This is a genomic window from Streptomyces sp. P9-2 (genome assembly GCF_051903975.1).
Taxonomy (GTDB): domain Bacteria; phylum Actinomycetota; class Actinomycetes; order Streptomycetales; family Streptomycetaceae; genus Streptomyces; species Streptomyces cellulosae.
Window position 1 is genome coordinate 295,378 of record NZ_CP192633.1, and the last position, 20,321, is coordinate 315,698.

The window sequence follows — 20,321 nt, forward strand, 5'->3', positions numbered from 1 at the left end:
ACTGCCATGCCCTTTTTCATTCCGAGACACCTGTTCCGACACGCGAGACGATGTCGTCCCAGTAGCCGGGCAGCGGCCCCCATGGATCCGCCGGCCCGGCGCGGCCGGAAACCCGGTCGGAGTGGTCGGTGAACCAGATGGTGTCGGCGCCCTGCCAGCGGGCGATGCGCAGCGCCTCCTCCAGATGCGGCCGGGGCACGCCGTGCACGAAGTGGCAGAACCGCTCGGGCGGATGATCGGCGGTCCACTCGGCCACCTGGGACCAGCGGTAGTCGCTCCAGGGACCGGAGTAGGTGACGAGCTGGTCGGCGTGCTCGGCGTAGCCGGGGTACGGGTGGGTGCCGTGCCCGAGGACGACGTGGGCGTCCTCGTGGATCACCCGCAGGGTGGCGACGGTACGCCGCACCTCGGGCAGGTCCTCGCGGCCGGAGGGGCAGCGGTCGAGGAGGAAGCCGTCGACCTGGTACCAGTCGAGGAAGCGGTGGGCGTCGGAGATGATCTCGCCGAAGCCGCGCAGCCCGTAGGCGGTGTCGATGCGCCCGAGGACGCGTACGCCCGCGTTGCGCAGCCGGCCGGCCGCCTCCAGGCAGTGCGGGTCGGGCTGGACGCCGGGGCCGTCGGCGACGTCGAGGACCACCCAGTGCAGGGGTGTGCCGGGGCGGGTCAGCCGGTTCCACTCGTCGGGTGCGAGGAGCGGGTGGGCGACGCCCGGGACGCCGAGGCCGGTGCCGAGCCCGGTGGCGGTGGGGCCCTGTCTGGTCCGGGTCAGATACGGCATGCCGCCTCCATCCAGATGTCCGCGAGCGACTCCTCGAGGTTGATGCGGGGGCGCCAGCCGAGGCGGTCGCGGGCGGTGCGCACGTCGGCCTGCTGCCAGGCGCCGCACCCGTCGGGGTACGGGAACACGGCGGGCGAGGCGGCGGTGGGGTGGTGGTCCGTCTCGGCGCGCGGGTGTCCGATGGTGGCCCGCAGGTGGGTCGCGTGGGCGGTGTGGGCGGCGTGGACGGGCCCGGGGTGGGGCAGGCCGTCGAGCTCGTTGAGGGCGCCGCCGTAGCCGGCCACCCGGGCGAGGATCCCGGCGGCGTCGCGGAGGCGGACGGCGCGGCCTGAGCCGATGTTGATGACGCCCTGCGCGGCGGAGAGCGAGGCGGCGTGCACGGCGCGGGCCACGTCGCGGACGTCGACGAAGTCGCGCTGGGCGCCGAGCCCGCCGAGCTTCAGTTCGCCGTCGCCGGACTGCATGGCGCGGCGCATCGCCTCGGCGAGCCGGCCGAGCGGGGAGCCGGCGGGGGTGCCGGGTCCGACGGGCGAGAAGACCCGCAGCACCACGGCGTCCAGGCCGGAGCCGAGGACCAGTTCGGTGGCGGCGAGCTTGCTGACGCCGTACGGGCCGCCCGGGCGGGGGACGGCGTCCTCGGCGGTGGAGGAGCCGGGCTGGCTGGGGCCGTACTCGGAGCCGCAGCCGATCTGGACGAGCCGGGCTCCGCAGCCGCTGCGGCGCAGGGCCTCGCAGATGGTGGCGACGGCGACGGTGTTGTGCCGGGTGAGTTCGCGGGCACCGCCGCGGGTGGCGCCCGCGCAGTTGATGACGACGCCGGGGTGGACGGCGTCGAGGAAGCGGGTGAGGGCGCCGGGGCTGCCGGTGGCGAGGTCGAAGCGGACGTCGGCGTCGTCACCCCGGCCGAGGGCGGTGAGCTGGACGGCGGGGTCGGCGAGCAGGCGGTCGGCGACGAAGCGGCCGATGTAGCCGTTGGCTCCGATCAGCAGGACCCTCATCGGTCGGCTCCTTCGCGGCGTTCGGTGACGGGACGGCAGGTCATGCGAGGTTCTCCTTCAAGGGGGGTCGAGGGGTCCGCGGCCGTCCGGGCGGCACGGCGGTCGCGGCCGGTCACCGCGCCTGCTCCGGACGCAGGTGCGCCGAGGCGCGGGCGAGGGTGCGGGAGGCGTGCACGAGCAGGGTCAGGGCGCCCGCACCGCAGGTCAGGACGGGTACGGCAGTGGGTCCCCAGGCGGCGGCGAGGGCCTCCACCGGTGCGCCCAGCGCACCGCAGCCGGGCAGCCGGGCGGCGAAGACGGTGGCGGGCGCGAGCACCTGGACGACCACGGTGAGCATGAGGATCACGCGCGGGGCGTGGGTGAAGCCGTGCACGGTGAGCAGACGGGCGACGAAGAGGAGGGCGCCCAGGGCGAGGACCGCCGGGGAGACGGGCTCCGCGTCGAGGAACGGCGCGCAGAGGGCGACGAGCCCGGCCAGCGCCACCAGGAACAGGGTGACGGCCCCCAGCAGCACGGGCCGGACCGAGGCGGCGAAGTCCTCCAGGCCGCGGCTGGTGGCGAGCTTGCGGCGCGCGTAAGCGAGGAAGAGGCCGGCCGTCCAGGTGGCGGGCGCGACGGCGAGGGTGAGGGCCAGGAGCGGCGCGAGGGCCAGGGGCCAGTCACCGCCCGTGGTGCCGTCGGGCAGCCCGTCGGGACCGCCGGCGATCGCGGTGCGCAGCAGGCCGTCGCCCAGCACGGCGTAGGCGAGAAGCCAGCACGTCCAGGAGCCGGTGGTGGACCGTGAAGGGAGGCCGCCGGGGAGGGCCAGCGGCCCGTGGCGCAGGGCGGTGCGCAGGGCGAGGGCGACGGCGAGCACGCCGGCGGCGGCCGCGTACAGGCGGGTCTGGCCGTTTGTGCGGGCCAGGGCCACCGGCGCGGCGGCGCACAGCGCGCCGGGCAGCAGCGGGAGGAGGAGCAGGGTGACGGACCGGCGGCCGCCTCCCTCGCGGGCCGGGGCGTCCGGTGCGCCGGCTGTGCCGGTCGCGGTGTCGGCGTCGCGCGGGACGCGGGCGTAGAGCTCCTCCGCGAGGGAGAAGACGTCGCGGTGGCGGAAGCGGGCGGCGGTGCGGTCGGTGATGCCGTGGGCCTCCAGACCCGCCGCGATCTCCAGCGGGTCCACGGCGCGTTCGCACAGCTCGCGGTGGCGGTGGAGCAGCACCTTGACCGGGTCGGCCGCACCGGGGGCGGCGCCGCGGTCGAGTTCGTTCAGGTCGGTCATCGGACGGTCTCCGTGACGGGCTCCGGCGTCTCCACGGCCCAGGTGGGGACGGCGCGGGGGGTGGGTTCGGTCCAGTGGCCGGCGACGTGGGCCTCGGCGGGCGCGGCGAAGGGCTGCGGGTCTCCGGCGGCGTCGAGGACGGGCCGGTGCACGGGGGTCCGTGCGACGGTCTCGAGGTAGAGGCCGTGGAACGCCGCGACGTTCTGCTCGACGCTGAACAGCTCCAGCGCCCGGGCGCGCGCGGCCTCTCCGAGGCGTGCACGGCGGTCGGGATCGCGCAGCAGCGAGACGCACGCCTCGGCGAGCGCCCGCGGATTGCGCGGCGGTACGACGAGACCGGTACCGCCGATCACCTCGACGACCGCGCCGACGTCCGTGGAGACGGTCGCGCGTCCGCAGAACATCGCCTCGATCAGCCCGACCGGGAACCCCTCGACGACGCTGGAGAGCACGGTGACGGTCCCGCCGGCGTGGACGTCGGCGGTGGTCTCGGCGCCGGGGCCGCCGAGTTCCTCGAAGGACACCGGGTTCTGTCCGACGGCGTGCGGGCCGTCGGCCTCGTCCGGGAAGAGCTGGGCGGCCAGGGCCCGGCAGTGGCCGAGGTAGGCCTCGCCCTCCGGTCCGGAGGGGCGGCCGACGATGCGCAGCCGGGTGCCGGGCTCGGCCGCGCGGACCTCCGCGAAGGCGTGCAGCAGCGAGACCAGGTCCTTGGCGGGCTCCACCCGGCCGAGCCAGACGAGGGTGTGCGGCTCGGCGTGCTCCCGCTTCTCGCGCCGCTCCCCCTTCTCGCCCTTCTCGCGGTCCTTCCGGTCCTCCGGCCGGTCCTCCTCGCCGACGTGCGTGAAGGGCGTGGCGTCCAGACCCGGGTAGATGGTGCGCAGCTTGGCCCGGTCGGCGCCGCAGCGCTCCTGCCAGCGGCGGGCGTGGGCGTTCCCGGGGACGAGGTAGGAGGCGGCGCGGTAGGTCTCGGCGGTCAGCAGGCCGTGGAAGGCGGCGAGCAGGGACCGTACGGCGGGTGAGGCGTCGGGGCGCGTGAGGTAGTGGGTGCGCAGGCGCACGCCGTACTCGGTGACCAGGAGCGGGACGCCGAAGAAGTGCCGGGCGAGCAGGCCGGGGATCGCGGCGACGCCGCCCGACGCGGCATGGCAGAGGTCGACGGCGCCGAGGCCGTCCTGCTCGTACCAGTCGAGCGAGAGGGGACGCAGGGCGCGTTCCAGGTGGTCGGCGACGGCCAGCAGATCCGGGACGCGGGCCTCGTGCGCGGTGCGGCGGGCTCCGGGCGCACGACAGGCGCTTTCCAGGGCGCGTACGGCCTGTTCGGAGCGCAGTGCGGCGACCAGTCCGCCCTCGTCACGGGCGAGTTCGGCGAGCCCGTGGAGCGCGTTGGTGAAACGGTCCGCCTCAGCGGTGAGGGGCTTCTCGGCGGTGCCGGGCTCCGGGGCCGCGCAGAGAGCGGCGGCCAGTTCGCCGTAGTGCTCGGTGAAACGCCGGCGGGCGCGGCGGCCGTGGACGACCCCGTCCTCCTCGGCGGTCCACAGCGGCGCCGTACGCACCCGCTGGACCTGGGGCGGCAGTTCGACCCAGCCCGCGTCCTCCTGGGCCTGGCCGGTGCTGAACGCGTAGACGTCGAACTCGTGTCGGTCGAGTCCGCGCACCAGGCGGTCGCACCACACCCCGCCCTCACCGCCCACATACGGATAGCCACCCTCCGTAAGCAGTCCGATGCGCACGTGTGCACCCCCGTTCTCCCGTCGGGAGCCGCCGTTGGCCCGGCGGCTCGCAGCGGGACGAACGTATGCGGACAGGACGGTGGCGCGATGGACGGTTGTCCATCACGCCACCAAAAGGGGTGAACGGGCGTAACTTTCCCGCGCGGATCGCGTTCGCCGTGCTGAGACCGGCGCACGACGGGCGCGCGCCGCTCCGGGACCACCGCCCGGCGCGCGCCCCTACGCCTCAGAGCCGAAGGTTCAGGCCTTCGGGTAGGGCCAGGGGTTGCGCCGGCAGCTGATTCCGTCGTACTCGAGGAACTTGGTCTGCTGCTGCATCACCGGGGCGAGGTCGCCGTTCTTGTCACAGGTGACGTGGTTGTGGCCGAGGCGGTGGCCGATCTCGTGGTTGATCAGCATCTGGCGGTAGGCGAACATCTTGTCGCCGTACGTCTCGGCGCCCTGCGCCCAGCGGTAGGCGTTGATCAGCACGCGTTCGGTGGCCGCGGAGTCGCAGGAGACGTTGTCCTCGGTGGTGTCGAGGCCCGACTTGGCGCACCAGTCGGCGGTCGTCTCGGGGCTGGCCAGGGTGATCACGAACTCGGCCTCGCCGGACTCGATCCGCTCGAAGGTGAGTCCGTCGTGCGCCCAGCTGCGGCTGTCGTTGAGCGTCCGGTGCACGGCCTCGGCGAACAGCGCGCCGTCCAGGTCGAGCCCGCGCTCCACATCCACCCGGTAGGTGATCTTCCGCCCCTTGCCGGGCGCCTTGTCGATCCCCTTGACGGCGTAGAACTCGCCCGTGCCCGCACGCGTGGCGGCCAGCGGGAACTTGCGGTCCATCTGCTGCTCGTACGTGAGCGGCTTCGCGGTGGGCGCCCCGGGCGTGGCCCGGTCGTCGCCGCGGGAGGCGGAGTCGCGCACGTCGCGCGCCTGCTCGCCGGCGGACTGCGACTGGACGCCCGGACTGTCGTGCTCCTCGGCGACCTGCCCGGCGACCACGACGGCCAGCACGGTGGTGACGGCGGCGGCCGCTATGCCGGTGAACGCGCGCCCCTTGCCGCCCTTGGCCTGCGCGGGGACGCCCGTCGGCGGCTCGTCGTCGTCGACGGCGTCGGTGTCCGACGGGACACCCGTGGCCTCGGCGCTGTCCCATTCGGTGACGGCGGTGTACGCGTCCGCGGGGCTGCCGGTCGCGGGCTTGCGCGGGGTGAAGAGGTCGTCGCTCTTGTCGAACGCCTCCACGTAGTCGCGGCGCGGGCCCTCGGCGGGCGCCTGGCGCTGCCTCGGCAGCGGCACGCCCTGCCCGGCGGCCGGCGCGCCGTACGCGGCGGCCGTACGTCCTTGCGGGGTGCCCCAGCCGCCCCCGGCCTCCTGCTGCTCGGGGTGTCCGCCGCGGACCCGGGGGGTGCCGTGCGCGGGGGTGCCGTCCACGTAGCGCGGGACACCGTGCGGAGGGGTTCCGTCCCCATACCGGGGGACACCGTGAGCCGGAGTTCCGTCGCCGTACCGGGCCCCGCCCTGCGGAGGGGTGCCGCCGCCGGGGCGGGGCGCGCCCTGTGCGGGAGCCGCGTCCCCGTACCGGGGGACGCCATGTGCGGGAGTTCCGTCGCCGTACCGGGCCCCGCCCTGCGCAGGCGTGCCCCCGCCGGGGCGAGGCGCGCCCTGAGGGGGAGCCGCGTTCCCGGAACGCGGGAATCCGTGGGCGGGAGTCCCCTCGCCGTACTGCGGCACACCGCGCGGCGGGGTCCCGTCCTGCTGCCAACCGTCCGGCACGGGCGGTACGCCCGCCCCCGGCCTGCCGCGTCCCGGCGCCCCGTACCCGTGCACCGGGGTGCCGTGCGGCGGGGTGCCCTGGGGCGGTGCGCCGTACCCCGGAGCGCCCTGCGTCTGCTGCCGCGGCCGTGCCGCGTCCTGGCCGGCGTCCCACCGGTCGTCGTACCGCGCCTCGGGGGCGTCACGTACGCCGCGTGCGGCGGCGGGGGCGGCGGTGTCCGCGGTGGTGTCGCCCTTGGGGGCGGGGCCGCGCCGGCTGTGGCGTCCCACGTCGCGCCTCAGCCCCTCGTCGTCTCGGTCGTGGCGGTCGGGCCGCCGGTGTCGGCGGACGGACCCGGATCGCCCTGTGCGTCCGGCTGCACAGTATCGCCCCCGCCCGCGGGATCCGCCGCATCCCTCAGGAGTTCACGGAACGCCGACGCCACGGTCTCGGGATACTCCATCATCGCGACGTGGCCCGCGTCCGGGAGTGTCACAAGCCGGGAGCCCCGGAAGTGACGGGCGGCGCGCTGCGCCATGCGGAAGCCGACGAGCTGGTCGCGGCCGCCGTAGATCAGCAGGGTCGGCGCGAGCACCCGCTCGGCCTGACGCCACAGTCCTTGCTGGCCACCGAGCATGTAGGCGCTGACGAGGCCCCGCGCGGAGCGCGCCATCGCGTCCCAGAAGTACGGCAGCCGCTGCCGCCGCTCCATCTCCCGCACGGCGTGCCGGAAGCCTTCCGGCGTCACCCGTGAGGGGTCGCCGTAGCAGAGGTTCAGGACGCCGCGGACGCGCTGCTCGGCCGTCCACCCACGGGTGAGCCGGGTGAACAGGAGTGCGACGCCGGGCACGGCCAGCAGTCCGGTGGGGACGGCGGACCGCTGCACGCGCAACTCCGGCAGCGCCGGGGAGACGAGTGTGAGGGTGCGGACCAGGTCGGGGCGCACGGCGGCGACCCGGGTGGCGACCGCGCCGCCGAGGGAGTTGCCGAAGAGGTGCACGGGGCCGCGGCCGGACGCCTCCAGACAGCGGATCACCGCGCGTGCGTGCGCGGTGATCGAGTAGTCGCCGTCGTCCGGCGGCGGGGAGTCGCCGAAGCCGGGGAGGTCCACGGCCTCGCTGTCCACGGCGTCGTCCAGCAGGGCCATGAGAGGCGACCAGTTGAGTGACGAGCCGCCGAGTCCGTGGACGTAGAAGGCGGGCGGGAGTCCTTCGCGGGCCGGCGGCCGGGATCTGACCGTGAACGTCGCGCCGGGCACCCGCACCGACCGCAGCCGCTCGCCCTCGGCCACCCTGACCGCCGCCGGTTCGGGCAGCACGCTGGTCGGCGGCACGGACGGCAGCTCGGTCGAAGACATGCGGCAATGTTACGAGACGATCACGCCCTGGCTCATGTGTTCGGCGTCACAGGATGGCATGGCGTCGAAATCGGGTGTCTCCTAGGCTCGTGGAGAGGGCACCCGTACGTGGCCCCTGCGTGTCCCAGGGGCGTGACCAGGAAGGGAGCCCAGCGATGGCCGTGGATCCGACCGACCCCGAGACGTTCGAGGAGGACGAGGACGTGCAGGAGGGTGAGGAGTACGACGTCGAGGCGCCGGAGGTCGACGCGGCCGAGCAGCAGACGGAGGTACGGCCTCAGGAGGACGACCCGCTGGAGGAGGTCGACCCCGACCGCGCGAACGAGGCGGATCTGGTGGAACAGGCGCGCGTCGTCCAGCTCGACGAGGACGACTATCGGTGAGGCGACCGCCGGAAGGGGACGCGTTTTGCCCGCTCTGACAGTTCCTGAAACCGTCCGTACGGGTTCTCCCGCTGTCCGGTCCGTGAAATTCTGCACGTGCACCGCGCACATCAGGATTACCGAAAAGTACGATGGCGACGCGGCTGATCCCGCATGTGGACGACAATGGGAGGCGGCGTGACAGCCATCGAGCAGACGGACGCGGTACGCCCGAGGGGTACACGCCTTCCGCGCCGTGCCCGACGGAACCAGTTGCTGGGCGCCGCCCAGGAGGTCTTCGTCGCGCAGGGCTACCACGCGGCGGCGATGGACGACATCGCCGAGCGCGCGGGTGTCAGCAAGCCGGTGCTCTACCAGCACTTCCCCGGCAAGCTCGACCTGTACCTGGCGCTGCTGGACCAGCACTGCGAGGCGCTGATCCAGTCGGTGCGGCAGGCGCTGGCGTCGACGTCGGACAACAAGCAGCGTGTACGGGCGACCATGGACGCCTACTTCGCGTACGTCGAGGACGACGGCGGCGCGTTCCGCCTGGTCTTCGAGTCGGACCTGACGAACGAGCCCGCCGTGCGCGAGCGGGTCGACAAGGTCACCAACGACTGCGCGGAGGCCATCTGCGACGTCATCGCCGAGGACACGGGTCTGTCGCGCGCGGAGTCGATGCTGCTGGCGTCGGGGCTCGGCGGGCTGGCCCAGGTGGTGGCGCGGTCGTGGCTGCACAGCGACCGCAGCGTGCCGCGCGACCAGGCGGTCGCGCTGCTGACCTCGCTGGCGTGGCGGGGCATCGCCGGGTTCCCGCTGCACGGGAGCGACCAGCAGCACTGAGCGGCGCGGCCGACGGGTTCGTCTGTTCCCGTCGGCTGTTCGCTGTTGGCGTTGCCGGGCGGAGCGTGGGGATCCCCTCACCGGGCTAATGTGTGCAGGTACGGCGCGGAAGGTCGCGCACTTCACTGACCGTCGGAGGGACATAGCCGTGGAGGTCAAGATCGGCGTGCAGCACGCGCCCCGCGAGATCGTTCTGGAGAGCGGTCAGAGCGCCGAGGAGGTCGAGCGCGTGGTGGCCGAGGCGCTGGCCGGGAAGTCGCAGCTGCTGAGCCTCGTGGACGAGCACGGCCGCAAGATCCTGGTCCCGGCCGACCGTCTCGCCTACGTCGAGATCGGTGAGCCGGCCCCGCGCAAGGTGGGTTTCGGCGCGCTGTAGGGCTGTACGCGTGGAGGAAGGGCCCGGCGGTTGTCACCGCCGGGCCCTTCCGCGTGCGTCAGGGCGTGCGCACCTCGGAATCTCGGGAACCCCCGGAGAAACCTCCGGACGGCCTACAGGCGGGGCCGTGTGGGGAGGATTGGATTCCGCAGGTCAGGGGTAAACCGGGACAGGACCAAGACATGGACGAGCAGGCCGGCCGTGTGGGAGGGACCCCCGACATGCTTCTGGAAGCCATCAGCTCCGCGATTCTCGGCCTGGCCCTGGCGTGGGGGGCGTACCACCGCCTGTCCCACCGGCTCCCCCGGCGCGCCCTCGTGCTGGCGACCGGAGTGGCGGGGGCGCTGTTCGGCGCCTTCGTCATGAACACCGCGCTGGACGCGGGCAATCTGCTGACGATGCTGCTGGGAGCGGCGATCGTCTCGACCGCCTCCCTCTCCCTGCTGCTGCGCCCCGCGGGAAGACTTCGCCACTCGGCAACGGCCTGACCGCCCTCGGAGGGCGGTCGCCCCACACCTTCGGCCGAGCACCGGGCCCTGCGGCGCGGACGCCCGCCTCCGGTCCGGGCCACCGTCCGCCCGGGTGCGCCTGTCACCACAAGAGGCCCGCCCGCTGCCTCCCGGCGCCCTCACGTCTCCGGCCGAGCGCCGGACCACTACCACCGCCCTGCTGGGCGGACGCCCGCCTCTCCGGTCGGGCACCGTCCGCCCCGGGTGCCACTGTCACCACGGCAGACCGACCCGCTACCTCCCGGCACCCCCACGTCTCCGGCCGAGCGCCGGACCACTACCACCGCCCTGCTGGGCGGACGCCCGCCTCTCCGGTCGGGCACCGTCCGTCCGAGGGGCGACAGCCGCCTCGGTGGGTGCCGCCGAATCGCCGACGTCCCGCTGCCTCCCGCTGATCGGCGTCGGCCTGCTCCACCGGCTCGGCCGCCGTCCTCGGACAACAGCTTCCGTCCCGCCGCCGCCCGAGGCGCAGCCTCAGGGGCCGTCCGGCCGAAGCGGCTTCCGCGCGCCCCCGCCCGAGGGATGACTGTCCCCCCAGATGCCACCGTTGGTCTCCCGCCGGCCCTCGGACAGCAGCATCATCGGTCCCGCCGCCGCCCGAGGCGCAACCTCAAGGGCCGTCCGGCCGAAGCGGCCGCACAGGGGGGCGGCGGCCGTCAGGCCGCCAAGCCCAGTGCCGCCATCCGCTTCGTGTGGGCCTCCGTGATGCGCGAGAACATGCGGCCCACCTCCGCCAGGTCGAAGCCGTCCGCCACGCCGCCCACGAGCATCGTCGACAGGGCGTCGCGGTCGGCGACCACGCGCTGGGACTGGGAGAGGGCCTCGCCCATCAGCCGGCGGGCCCACAGGGCGAGCCGGCCGCCGACGCGCGGGTCGGCCTCGATGGCCGCACGCACCTTCTCCACGGCGAAGCCACCGTGCCCCGTGTCGTCCAGGACGGCCAGGACCAGCGCGCGGGTGTCGGAGTCCAGGCGCGCCGCGACCTCGCGGTAGAAGTCGCTGGCGATGGAGTCGCCCACGTACGCCTTGACCAGGCCCTCCAGCCAGTCGGACGGCGCCGTCTGCTTGTGGAAGCCGTCGTAGGCGGCGACGAACGGCTCCATGGCCTGCGTCGGCTCCTCGCCGATCTCGGCCAGCCGGTCCCGCAGCCGCTCGAAGTGGTGGAACTCGGCCGAGGCCATCTTCGCCAGCTCCGCCTTGTCCGCCATCGTCGGCGCCAGCTTGGCGTCCTCCGCGAGCCGCTCGAACGCCGCCAGCTCCCCGTACGCGAGCGCGCCGAGCAGATCCACGACAGCGGCACGGTACTGGGGGTCGGCGGAGGCGGCCGCCCAGTCCATGGCGGCGACGCCGGTCCGCGCGGCAGGGGTCTCGGGGTTTTCCGCGGCGTTGTCAGGGCTGTCAGAGCTCGTCATGCAGCGCACAATAGCCCGCTCGGCCTGCCCCGGAAGGTCCTGGTCGATCAGTGTGACGACGACTACGTGACCAAATCGGCCATGGCGTGTGCGCGAATCCGGGGTATGGTGGTAATGCGCCTGCTGAACACTCTGACGTTCTCGGATGTGTTCGACGGGCCGCATGTATGAGGATGCCCGGTCGGTGGCCCGATCGGCTCCGACCCGACAGCCCTCTGTTCGTACGGCACATCGCGTACGTAATGCGGAGGGACACCTCAGCGGTACGAGCGCTCGAGCGTCGGCAGTGGTCCCGTGTCCTACGGCTCCGACCGTATGGCAGCCGTCGTCCCCGGCACGGTCCCTACACGACCCCCGCGCTCGCCTCGCACCGCGCACACAGAAGAGGCAGCACCCTGACTACGACGTTCCGAGAGCTCGGGATCCTTCCCGAGACAGCCGAAGCCCTTGAAGCCGTCGGCATCATCACCCCCTTCCCCATCCAGGAGATGACGCTCCCCGTGGCCCTCACGGGCACGGACGTCATCGGCCAGGCCAAGACCGGCACCGGCAAGACGCTCGGCTTCGGCCTCCCGCTCCTCGAGCGGGTCACCGTCCCCGCCGACGTCGAGGCGGGCCGCGCCAAGCCCGAGGACCTCACCGACACGCCGCAGGCGCTGGTCGTCGTCCCCACCCGCGAGCTGTGCACGCAGGTCACCAACGACCTGCTGACCGCCGGCAAGGTGCGCAACGTGCGCGTCACCGCGATCTACGGCGGCCGTGCCTACGAGCCCCAGGTCGAGGCGCTGAAGAAGGGCGTCGACGTGATCGTCGGCACCCCGGGCCGCCTGCTCGACCTCGCCGGACAGAAGAAGCTCAACCTGTCCCACGTCAAGGCCCTCGTCCTGGACGAGGCCGACGAGATGCTCGACCTGGGCTTCCTGCCCGACGTCGAGAAGATCATCAACCTGCTTCCGGCGAAGCGGCAGACCATGCTGTTCTCGGCCACCATGCCGGGCGCGGTCATCGGTCTGGCCCGCCGCTACATGTCGCAGCCCACGCACATCCGCGCCACCGCGCCGGACGACGAGGGCGCGACGGTCGCGAACACCAAGCAGTTCGTCTACCGCGCGCACAACATGGACAAGCCCGAGATGGTCGCGCGGATACTGCAGGCCGACGGCCGTGGCCTGGCCATGATCTTCTGCCGCACCAAGCGCACCGCCGCCGACCTGGCCGACCAGCTCAAGCAGCGCGGCTTCGCCTCCGGCGCGGTCCACGGCGACCTCGGCCAGGGCGCCCGCGAGCAGGCGCTGCGCGCCTTCCGCAACGGCAAGGTGGACGTGCTCGTCTGCACCGACGTCGCCGCGCGCGGCATCGACGTCGAGGGCGTCACGCACGTCATCAACTACCAGACGCCCGAGGACGAGAAGACGTACCTGCACCGCATCGGCCGCACCGGCCGCGCGGGTGCGAAGGGTACGGCGATCACGCTGGTCGACTGGGACGACATCCCGCGCTGGCAGCTGATCAACAAGGCGCTGGACCTGGGTCTGGGCGACCCGGCGGAGACGTACTCCACCTCCCCGCACCTGTACACGGACCTGAGCATTCCCGAGGGCACCAAGGGCACCCTGCCCCGCTCCGAGCGCACCCGGGCCGGTCTGGACGCGGAGGAGATCGAGGACCTCGGCGAGGTCGGCGGCCGTGGTCCGCGTGGCCGCGGAGGCCGGGACAGCCGTGACGGGCGCCGCGGTTCCCGTGACGACCGGTCCGGGCGTTCCGAGCGTTCCGAGCGTTCCGAGCGTTCCGACGAGCGTGAGGCGTCCTCGCGTACGCCGCGTCGCCGTCGCCGTACCCGTGGCGGGGCGCCGCTCGACGCGGCGGGCCAGCACCCTGCCGCGCAGGCCGCCGTGGGCGCCGGGGAGGCGGAGGCCGGCGAGGCGTCGCGCACCCCGCGCCGTCGCCGCCGCACCCGTGGCGGGGCCCCCTCCGCCGTGGGCACCGTCGAGCAGGCGGCCGCCGAGACCGCCGTCGACACCGTCGAGGGCCCGTCGGTGGAGACCGCCGAGGTCACCGAGGCCGCCGAGAAGCCGCGCCGTCGCCGCACGCGCCGGTCGGCCGAGCAAGCCCCGGCCGTGACGGAGCAGCCGTCGGTTCCGGCGCCCGCATCCGAGCCCGTCGTGGCGGAGCCCGTCCCGGCGGAGGAGGCCGCGCCGCGCCGTCGCCGTACCCGCAAGGCGGCCGAGGCCGCCGAGACGGCGGTCGCCACCGCCGAGGGCGCGACGGAGACGGCCGAGGCCGCCCCGAAGCGCACGCGCAAGGCCGCCGCGAAGGCGGAGGCCGCCGTCGACACCGTCGAGGCGCCCGCCGAGGCCGAGACCAAGCCGCGCCGCACCCGCAAGAAGGCGGTCGCGGCCGAGGCGGACGTCGCGACCGAGGCCCCCGTGGCCGAGGAGAAGCCGAAGCGCGTGCGGAAGACCGCCGCCAAGAAGGCCGAGGCCGCCGTCGACACGGCCGAGGCCGTCGAGGCCAAGCCGCGTCGCCGGACCCGTAAGGCCGCCGAGGCCGAGGCCGTGGAGATCCCGGCGCAGTCTGCGCCGGAGGCCGAGGAGAAGCCGAAGCGCACGCGGAAGACCGCGGCCAGGAAGGCCGAGGCCGCCGTGGACACCGCCGAGGCCGTCGAGGCCAAGCCGCGTCGCACCCGCAAGACGGTGCCCGCGCAGACCACCCCGGAAGGGGAGGTCGCCGAGGCCGCCGCGTCCGCGCCGGAGGCCACGGAGACGGCGGAGCCGAAGGCGCGCCGCACCCGTAAGGCCGCGGCTCCCGCGGACTCCGCGGAGAGCTGACGCCGCACCGACGCCCGACGGCCCGGTCCCCGCTCGTGGGGGCCGGGCCGTCGGCATGTGCGCACCCGCTACCCTCACCCGGGTGATCAGCGCCTTCTCCCCCCCTCGCCTCCCCGAACTGCGCCCTCGCCGGCTCGCCACCGCGCGGGGCGAGTTCGCCGTCCTGGACGTGCCGCCGCCCGCAGGTGTCCCGGTGCGGGGAACCATGCTGATGCTGCCCGGCTACACCGGCAGCAAGGAGGACTTCACGCTGGTCCTCGAACCGCTCGCCGCGCTCGGCTACCGGACCGTCGCCGTGGACGGCCGCGGCCAGCACGGCTCGGACGGCCCCGCCGACGACGAATCCGCCTACGCGCAGGACGAGTTGGCGAAGGACGTGCTGGCGCAGGCGCGCGCGTTCGACACGCCCGTGCATCTCGTGGGCCATTCGATGGGCGGTCAGATCGCCCGCGCGGCCGTGCTGCTGGACCACACCCCCTTCCGCTCGCTGACGCTCGTCTCCTCGGGCGCCGCGCGCGTCTCCCTCTCGCAGGAGCAGCGGGTGACGCTGCTGCGGGACGCCCTCGCGGTGATGACGATGGAGGAGTGCTGGGAGGCGATCCTGGCGATGGGCCCGCCGGAGGAAGTGGGCGGCCCGGCGCGGGGAATCGGCGGCCCGGAGCAGCTCCGGACACGCTGGCTGTCCACCAAGCCCGCCCAACTGCTGGCCACCGGGCGTCAGTTGTGCGCGGAGCCGGACCGGGTCGCGGAACTGGCCGCCGTACCGCTGCCGTTCCACGTACTCTCCGGTTCGCACGACGACACCTGGCCGGTCCCCGGCCTCGACGCCATGGCCCGCCGCCTGAGGGCCCGCCGCACGGTGGTCGAGGGCGCCGGCCACAGCCCCATGGTCGACCACCCCACCCCCACGGCACAGTCCCTCGCCGACTTCTACGACACCTTGGCGGTCAGATGAACCACGCCCGCGGCGCGGCCGTACTCCTCCTGCTCTCGGCGGCCGTCGGCTGCGCGTCGGAGGAGGCCACGGCCGAGCCCCCGGCCCCATCGCCTCCGGCCGCCGCTTCCAGCACCCGCCCCGGCCCCTTGCCGACCGCCACGGTGTCCGTGCCGGAATTCGGCAACCCGGTCGGCACGTACGGCCCCGCCCGCGGCAGCGCGGTCTTCGACTACGCGGCCGGCGGCCGGGACCTTCCGGTGAGCGTCTCCTTCGAGTGCCAGGGCACCGGGACCCTTCAGGTGCGGATACCCGTGCTGCGCGCGGCCTTCCCGGTCGAGTGCGACCGAGGGGAACTCATCGCGAAGGGCGGCGAGTTCGCCGTCTCGACCTCCCACCTGGCCGGAACGGTGCACGTGAGCGCGCCGCCCGGGGTGACCTGGGCCGGAGCCGTCGGCCGGGCCGAACCCGAGAAGGAGCCCTCCATATGGCAGCGGGGGCCGGGCGAAGGGTCGTAATCACCGCACGGCCGCGCCCGGCCCCCGCACGGGCCGGGCGCGGGGCGCGTCCCTACGCGGGGACGCGCACCTCCTCGGCGGGGAGGGAGGCGTCGTGCTGCTCGACGCCCCGCGCGAGGACGTAGTAGAGCACCCCGGAGACGAGGAGTCCGACGACGAACGCCAGGTCGGCGCCGCCGAGGGCCTTCGTCACCGGGCCCGTGTAGAAGCTGAGGGTGACGAAGGGGATCATGGACACGAAGCCGCCGAAGTAGGCGGTCAATCCCCGCCAGGCCCAGTGGCCGTAGGCGCCGTGCGGGTCGATGATGTCGGCGATGGCGTAGCGGCCGCGCCGGACCACGTAGAAGTCCACGAGGTTCACGGCGGTCCACGGCACCAGCAGGTAGCACATGACGGCGATGAACGTGTGGAAGCTGTCCATGTAGGCGGCGGGCATGCTCAGGGTGATGCCCAGTCCCACCGCGCCCACCGCGCACACGCCGACGACGCGGAGCCGCAGGGTGGGGTTCACGCGCCTGACGCCGTCCAGGACCGTGGTGGCGCTGAGCATCGCCCCGTAGGCGTTGACGCCGGAGGTGCCGATCAGCGCCGGCAGGGTGGCGAGGACCGCGACCGCGCCGAATCCGGGGAAGACGGTGTCGCCGACGAGGTGCAGCTGGCGCAGCGCGTCCGGCGCGGGGACGTAGGAGGCGAAGATCGCGCCGAGGCTGCCGAGCCAGGCGGCGCCGGTGAAGCCGCCGAGGAACGTCCAGCCGATCAGCTTGCCGTCGGGGATGTTCTCGGGGAGGTAGCGGGAGTAGTCCGAGACGTAGATGCCGTAGCTGATCTGGTAGCCGCCCGCCGCGGCGAACTGGGCGAGGAAGGCGGCGCCGGAGAACCCGGTGGCGACGGGAGTCGCGTCGCTCATCGGGTAGTGCAGGACGGCCGCGACGGTGACGACCGCGAAGATCGTCATGGTGAGGTAGCTGAAATAGCGCTGCACGGTGTGCAGGAGGTCGTGCCCGACGACGGCGATCACGACCGCCACCACCGCGAGGACGACGTACCAGATCTTCTGGCCGGGCAGGAACATCGACAGCGCGTCGCCGGCGAGCACCATCTGGAAGACGTTGTAGCCGACGTAGATGAAGACGGCCATGGCCAACGGGAAGATCGCTCCGCGCGAGCCGAACTGGGCCCGCGACTGGATCATCTGGGGGAGGCCGAGGCGGGGGCCCTGGTTGGCGTGCAGCGCCATGAACAGCGTGCCGAACGCCATGCCGGAGACGACGGCGATCAGCGACCAGCCCATCCCCAGCCCCATGGACGGGCCGAGGAAACCGATCAGCATGGACGGCAGCATGAAGCCGCCGGTCAGCCAGAACGGGCCCTGGTGCCACGCCTTGCCGTGTCGCTCAGTGGAGGGGACGTGGTCGATCGACCGCCTCTCCACACCGTCCATCAAGGCACCCGAGGGATTGTGTGCCATAACGGTTTCCTCCTGCTGTCTGCATGATGCTCAAAGGGTCCTTGGTTCCGTGGGGGTGGGTGGTGCTCGGCGGGAGGGGCGCCGCGAGCGGTGCGGCGCCCTGTCCGTACGGGTGGGTCAGCCGGCCCGGCGGAGGCTGGGGCGGACGGACTCGGCGCCCTGGTGCGCGGCGACGTTGACCCGCTCCTGCCAGCGCTTGGAGCGTCCGGCCGCCCAGACCAGGGCGGAGCGGACGTCGGCGACGGGGCGCGGCCAGCGGGTGCCGACGCGGCCGTACAGCCGGGAGTAGCGCTGGGTCGCGTCGGTGACGGGACGCTGGCGCGCCTCCCAGGCGAGCAGCCCGCTGGGCACCTCGGTCCGGCCCTCCAGCATCAGGGCGAGGCCGTAGCCGTTGGTCATGGCCAGGCAGGCGGCCTGTCCGAGGTTGGGCGACATGGCGCTGGCGGCGTCGCCGACGAGGGCGACGTGCCCGTTGACCCAGCGGTGGCAGCGGACGTCGGAGAAGGAGGCCCAGCGGGAGACGTCCGGGATGCGGTCGAAGATGCTCCGCAGGTGCGGGAACGACTCGGTCCAGGACTCCTTGTTGAACGGCCGCTGGCGCCCGAGGAGGTCGCTGGAGGGGCAGCAGGTGTAGATGTAGACCTGGTCGGGGGTGACGGGGACGACGCCCACGCGCCGGCCGCCGTTCCAGTACTCCAGGGCGTTGTCGACGGGGTCGTGCGGCAGCCGGGGGATGAGGCTGCGCATGCAGCCGTCCTCCAGGTCGCGGACGACGAGGTTCAGACCGACCGAGTTGCGCACGGGCGAGCCGACGCCGTCCGCGCCGACGACGAGGTCGGCCTTGAGGACCTTGCCGCTCTCCAGGATCAGCTCGCCCTCGGGGTTGGCGCCCGCGACCAGCGAGTCGGTGACGATCTCGACCCCGGCCCTGGTGGCCGCGTTGGCGAGCGCCCGGTGCAGGTCGGGGCGCAGCACGGTGTACAGGCGGGTGTCGCCGCCCTTCATCCAGTCGTCCTGGAGCCGGCGTTGCCGCTCGTCGTACAGCCGCCAGCTGTCGATGCGTTCGGCGCGGTGGACGGCCTCGTCGAAGGCGCCGATCTCCTCGAGGACGCGCAGGGCGTTCTCCCACATGAAGATGCCGGCGCCGATCTCGCGCAGCTCACGGCCGCGCTCGTGCAGGCGCACGCTCCAGCCGCGCTGGGCCAGGGCGGTCGCCGTGGTCAGGCCGGCCAGGCCGCCGCCGGCGATTTCGGCGTGACGGGTGGGCGATGACATGGAGCCTCCATGCAGAAGTGACGGGTGCGGATGTCCGGACGCGGTGTCCGGTACGGCGATGCCGTGGGAGATCACCGGGCGAGCGGTGGCGGAAAGGCCGCACACTTCGCGGTGCCCGAACGGAATCAGTCATCGGGTGCGCTGTCAAGGGTTGATTTCGTTATGCACAACGACCCAGCGGGTTGAATTAGTCATTGACATGCGGTGCAGTGCGCGATTACGTTCCCGCTTCAACGACAGCCCCGTCGGGCGGACCATCGAGGAGGCGTACATGAGCGAGGGCACCGCGGAACTCGTCCTGATCTCGGACAAGGTGATCCGGATGACCGAGGGCGAGCCGATGGGCCCCGGCTTCGTCGCCGTACGGGACGGGGTCGTCGTCGCCACCGGCCCCAAGGAGGACGCCGGCGCCCACATCGGTCCCGGCACCCGGGTGCACGACGTCGGCGGCCGTCCCGTCATGCCGGGCTTCGTCGACGTGCACGCCCATATGGAGGTCGCCGCCCGTACGCACTACCAGACCGTCGACTGCCGGGCGCCGCGCTGCGGCTCCGTCGCCGACGTCCTCGCCACCCTCCGCGCACACCTCGACGAGGCGGTCGACGGCTGGCTGGTCGGCCAGGCCAACCTCTTCTTCGACCAGAAGCTCACCGACAAGCGCCTGCCGACCCGCGCCGAACTCGACTCGGTCAGCACCGAGGTGGCCATCGCCGTACGCGCCGGGGGCCACATCACCGTCCTCAACAGCCGCGGCCTGGAGCTGGCCGGCATCGACCGCGACTACCGCGAGGCCGACTACAGCATCACCGGACTGCCCACGGTCCTGCGGGACGAGACAGGGGAACCCACCGGCGTCGTCAAGGAGATGGACAACCTCCTGCCGCTCCCCCGGCTCTCCGGCGACGCGCTGCACCACGCCATCGAGCGCGGCGTGCGCGAGCTGTTCACGGCCCACGGGGTGACCACCATCGGCGAGATCTCCGAATCGGTGGACGGACTGCGTGCCATGGACCGCCTGCACCAGGACGGCGAGCTGGGCGCCCGGCTGCGGATCTACCTCTGGGCCCCCGGCACGGTCTCCCTGGACGAGGCCTGCGCCCACCGCGAGTGGCTGGACCTCAAGACTCCCGAGCAACTGCTGCGCGTCCACGGCGTCAAGATGTTCGCCGACGGCGGCTACTCCGCCGCCAGCGCCGCCGTCAAACAGCCCTATGTCAACGACGACCACGCCGGCCACCACCACTGCGGCGAGGTGGCCCTGAGCCCGGATCAGATCGGCGAGGCGCTGCGCCGCACGGCGGAGGCCGGCCTCCAGCTCGCCGTCCACGCCAACGGCGACCGCGCCCAGGACGAGGTCTGCGAGGCCGTCGCCGCCGCGGGCGGCGCCCCCGCCGGGGTCCCCGCTCCCCGCGTCGAGCACGCCGGCAACTTCCTTCCGGACCCGGCGGCGACCGCGCTGTGGCGCAAGGCGGGCATCATCCCCGTCCCGCAGCCGGTGTTCCTGTACACCTTCGGCGACTTCTTCCCCGCCTACCTCGGCGACTACGGCCGGCTCGGCCGCTTCCCGTTCCGGCGCCTGCTGGACGAGGGCTGGCCGATCACCGGCAGTTCGGACGTCTGGATCGGCTCCGAGGAGCGCGCGACGAACCCCTTCTTCAGCATCTGGTGCACCCTGCGGCGCCGGTCGTTCCTGGGCGAAATCCTCGACGCGGAGCAGGAGATCACCCTCGACGAGGCCCTGCGCATGCACACGATCAACGCCGCCCGGACGCTCGGCGAGGGCGACCGCTACGGCTCTCTGGAGGCGGGCAAGTACGCGGACGTCGTCGTCCTGGACCGCGACCCCTTCGCCTGCCCGGTGGACGAACTGCTCGACGTCCGGGTCGACGAGGTGTATCTCGCGGGGCGCCTCGTCCACGAAGCCGCGCCGATACGATGACTGC

The 20,321-nt window shown here is 73.5% G+C and carries 17 protein-coding genes; 8 read left to right on the forward strand and 9 right to left on the reverse strand.

What is annotated here, in order from left to right; all coding sequences use genetic code 11:
* Window positions 1–16 precede the first annotated feature (16 nt).
* The 6 genes from ACQY0Z_RS01335 to ACQY0Z_RS01360 all read right to left on the reverse strand — a co-directional run bounded on the left by ACQY0Z_RS01335 (window position 17) and on the right by ACQY0Z_RS01360 (window position 7,853).
* Complete coding sequence (locus ACQY0Z_RS01335; protein WP_189900991.1) at window positions 17–778, reverse strand: spherulation-specific family 4 protein; 762 nt, start codon at window positions 776–778, stop codon at window positions 17–19.
* On the reverse strand, window positions 766–1,776 hold the full coding sequence (locus ACQY0Z_RS01340; RefSeq protein ID WP_189900989.1) for an NAD-dependent epimerase/dehydratase: 1,011 nt from the start codon (window positions 1,774–1,776) through the stop codon (window positions 766–768). The genes ACQY0Z_RS01335 and ACQY0Z_RS01340 overlap by 13 nt, the downstream gene beginning before the upstream one ends.
* Window positions 1,777–1,888: 112 nt before the next feature.
* Window positions 1,889–3,034 carry a hypothetical protein gene (locus tag ACQY0Z_RS01345; RefSeq protein WP_439811720.1) on the reverse strand — a complete coding sequence of 382 codons (1,146 nt, stop codon included), beginning with the start codon at window positions 3,032–3,034 and terminating at the stop codon, window positions 1,889–1,891.
* Complete coding sequence (locus tag ACQY0Z_RS01350) at window positions 3,031–4,764, reverse strand: DUF3492 domain-containing protein (RefSeq protein ID WP_439811721.1); 1,734 nt, start codon at window positions 4,762–4,764, stop codon at window positions 3,031–3,033. Before ACQY0Z_RS01350 ends, ACQY0Z_RS01345 begins: the two co-directional genes overlap by 4 nt.
* A 240-nt stretch (window positions 4,765–5,004) precedes the next feature.
* Complete coding sequence (locus ACQY0Z_RS01355; RefSeq protein ID WP_439811722.1) at window positions 5,005–6,786, reverse strand: DUF3152 domain-containing protein; 1,782 nt, start codon at window positions 6,784–6,786, stop codon at window positions 5,005–5,007.
* 8 nt (window positions 6,787–6,794) lie between these two features.
* The gene (locus ACQY0Z_RS01360; protein WP_254586018.1) at window positions 6,795–7,853 is read right to left on the reverse strand and encodes an alpha/beta fold hydrolase; all 1,059 of its coding nucleotides are present in this window, start codon (window positions 7,851–7,853) and stop codon (window positions 6,795–6,797) included.
* Between the two features lie 155 nt (window positions 7,854–8,008).
* Here ACQY0Z_RS01360 and ACQY0Z_RS01365 point away from each other — a divergent pair, with 155 nt between their 5' ends.
* From ACQY0Z_RS01365 to ACQY0Z_RS01380, 4 genes are all read left to right on the forward strand, one after another.
* Window positions 8,009–8,236, forward strand: a complete 228-nt coding sequence (locus tag ACQY0Z_RS01365; protein WP_189900979.1) for a hypothetical protein — start codon at window positions 8,009–8,011, stop codon at window positions 8,234–8,236.
* Between the two features lie 177 nt (window positions 8,237–8,413).
* Window positions 8,414–9,058, forward strand: coding sequence for a TetR family transcriptional regulator (locus tag ACQY0Z_RS01370; protein WP_189900977.1), 645 nt, complete (start codon window positions 8,414–8,416; stop codon window positions 9,056–9,058).
* Window positions 9,059–9,206: 148 nt separating this feature from the next.
* Complete coding sequence (locus ACQY0Z_RS01375) at window positions 9,207–9,434, forward strand: DUF3107 domain-containing protein (RefSeq protein WP_019522837.1); 228 nt, start codon at window positions 9,207–9,209, stop codon at window positions 9,432–9,434.
* 221 nt (window positions 9,435–9,655) lie between these two features.
* Complete coding sequence (locus tag ACQY0Z_RS01380) at window positions 9,656–9,922, forward strand: hypothetical protein (protein ID WP_189900976.1); 267 nt, start codon at window positions 9,656–9,658, stop codon at window positions 9,920–9,922.
* Window positions 9,923–10,599: 677 nt separating this feature from the next.
* On the opposite strand, the gene ACQY0Z_RS01385 is transcribed toward ACQY0Z_RS01380, so the two are convergent.
* Window positions 10,600–11,355 (reverse strand): ferritin-like domain-containing protein, encoded by a 756-nt coding sequence (locus ACQY0Z_RS01385; protein WP_189900974.1) that lies wholly within the window; start codon window positions 11,353–11,355, stop codon window positions 10,600–10,602.
* Window positions 11,356–11,843: 488 nt separating this feature from the next.
* On the opposite strand from ACQY0Z_RS01385, the gene ACQY0Z_RS01390 reads away from it, so the two are divergent.
* Genes ACQY0Z_RS01390 through ACQY0Z_RS01400 form a run of 3 tightly spaced genes read left to right on the forward strand, consistent with a single transcriptional unit; the run spans window position 11,844 to window position 15,635 of the window.
* Window positions 11,844–14,183, forward strand: coding sequence for a DEAD/DEAH box helicase (locus ACQY0Z_RS01390; protein WP_439811723.1), 2,340 nt, complete (start codon window positions 11,844–11,846; stop codon window positions 14,181–14,183).
* 55 nt (window positions 14,184–14,238) lie between these two features.
* Window positions 14,239–15,138 carry an alpha/beta fold hydrolase gene (locus ACQY0Z_RS01395; protein ID WP_439811724.1) on the forward strand — a complete coding sequence of 300 codons (900 nt, stop codon included), beginning with the start codon at window positions 14,239–14,241 and terminating at the stop codon, window positions 15,136–15,138.
* Complete coding sequence (locus tag ACQY0Z_RS01400; RefSeq protein WP_439811725.1) at window positions 15,135–15,635, forward strand: hypothetical protein; 501 nt, start codon at window positions 15,135–15,137, stop codon at window positions 15,633–15,635. Before ACQY0Z_RS01395 ends, ACQY0Z_RS01400 begins: the two co-directional genes overlap by 4 nt.
* A 52-nt stretch (window positions 15,636–15,687) precedes the next feature.
* On the opposite strand, the gene ACQY0Z_RS01405 is transcribed toward ACQY0Z_RS01400, so the two are convergent.
* Both ACQY0Z_RS01405 and ACQY0Z_RS01410 read right to left on the reverse strand, forming a co-directional pair.
* Window positions 15,688–17,103, reverse strand: a complete 1,416-nt coding sequence (locus ACQY0Z_RS01405; protein WP_439811726.1) for a purine-cytosine permease family protein — start codon at window positions 17,101–17,103, stop codon at window positions 15,688–15,690.
* 117 nt (window positions 17,104–17,220) lie between these two features.
* Window positions 17,221–18,378: an FAD-dependent oxidoreductase gene (locus ACQY0Z_RS01410; RefSeq protein WP_254586013.1), complete on the reverse strand. Its 1,158-nt coding sequence runs from the start codon at window positions 18,376–18,378 to the stop codon at window positions 17,221–17,223.
* A gap of 271 nt (window positions 18,379–18,649) precedes the next feature.
* Between ACQY0Z_RS01410 and ACQY0Z_RS01415 the strand changes: the two genes are divergently transcribed.
* A complete protein-coding gene (locus tag ACQY0Z_RS01415; RefSeq protein WP_439811727.1) occupies window positions 18,650–20,317 on the forward strand; it encodes an amidohydrolase in 1,668 nt (555 codons plus the stop codon).
* Window positions 20,318–20,321 lie beyond the last annotated feature (4 nt).

Bases quoted from the DNA above. Each gene is read 5' to 3' on its own strand.
- ACQY0Z_RS01335 (WP_189900991.1), bottom strand. From the start codon at position 778: ATGCCGTATCTGACCCGGACCAGACAGGGCCCCACCGCCACCGGGCTC.
- ACQY0Z_RS01340 (WP_189900989.1), bottom strand. From the start codon at position 1,776: ATGAGGGTCCTGCTGATCGGAGCCAACGGCTACATCGGCCGCTTCGTC.
- ACQY0Z_RS01345 (WP_439811720.1), bottom strand. From the start codon at position 3,034: ATGACCGACCTGAACGAACTCGACCGCGGCGCCGCCCCCGGTGCGGCC.
- ACQY0Z_RS01360 (WP_254586018.1), bottom strand. From the start codon at position 7,853: ATGTCTTCGACCGAGCTGCCGTCCGTGCCGCCGACCAGCGTGCTGCCC.
- ACQY0Z_RS01365 (WP_189900979.1), top strand. From the start codon at position 8,009: ATGGCCGTGGATCCGACCGACCCCGAGACGTTCGAGGAGGACGAGGAC.
- ACQY0Z_RS01380 (WP_189900976.1), top strand. From the start codon at position 9,656: ATGCTTCTGGAAGCCATCAGCTCCGCGATTCTCGGCCTGGCCCTGGCG.
- ACQY0Z_RS01385 (WP_189900974.1), bottom strand. From the start codon at position 11,355: ATGACGAGCTCTGACAGCCCTGACAACGCCGCGGAAAACCCCGAGACC.
- ACQY0Z_RS01390 (WP_439811723.1), top strand. From the start codon at position 11,844: ATGACGCTCCCCGTGGCCCTCACGGGCACGGACGTCATCGGCCAGGCC.
- ACQY0Z_RS01395 (WP_439811724.1), top strand. From the start codon at position 14,239: ATGTGCGCACCCGCTACCCTCACCCGGGTGATCAGCGCCTTCTCCCCC.
- ACQY0Z_RS01400 (WP_439811725.1), top strand. From the start codon at position 15,135: ATGAACCACGCCCGCGGCGCGGCCGTACTCCTCCTGCTCTCGGCGGCC.
- ACQY0Z_RS01405 (WP_439811726.1), bottom strand. From the start codon at position 17,103: ATGGCACACAATCCCTCGGGTGCCTTGATGGACGGTGTGGAGAGGCGG.
- ACQY0Z_RS01410 (WP_254586013.1), bottom strand. From the start codon at position 18,378: ATGTCATCGCCCACCCGTCACGCCGAAATCGCCGGCGGCGGCCTGGCC.
- ACQY0Z_RS01415 (WP_439811727.1), top strand. From the start codon at position 18,650: ATGAGCGAGGGCACCGCGGAACTCGTCCTGATCTCGGACAAGGTGATC.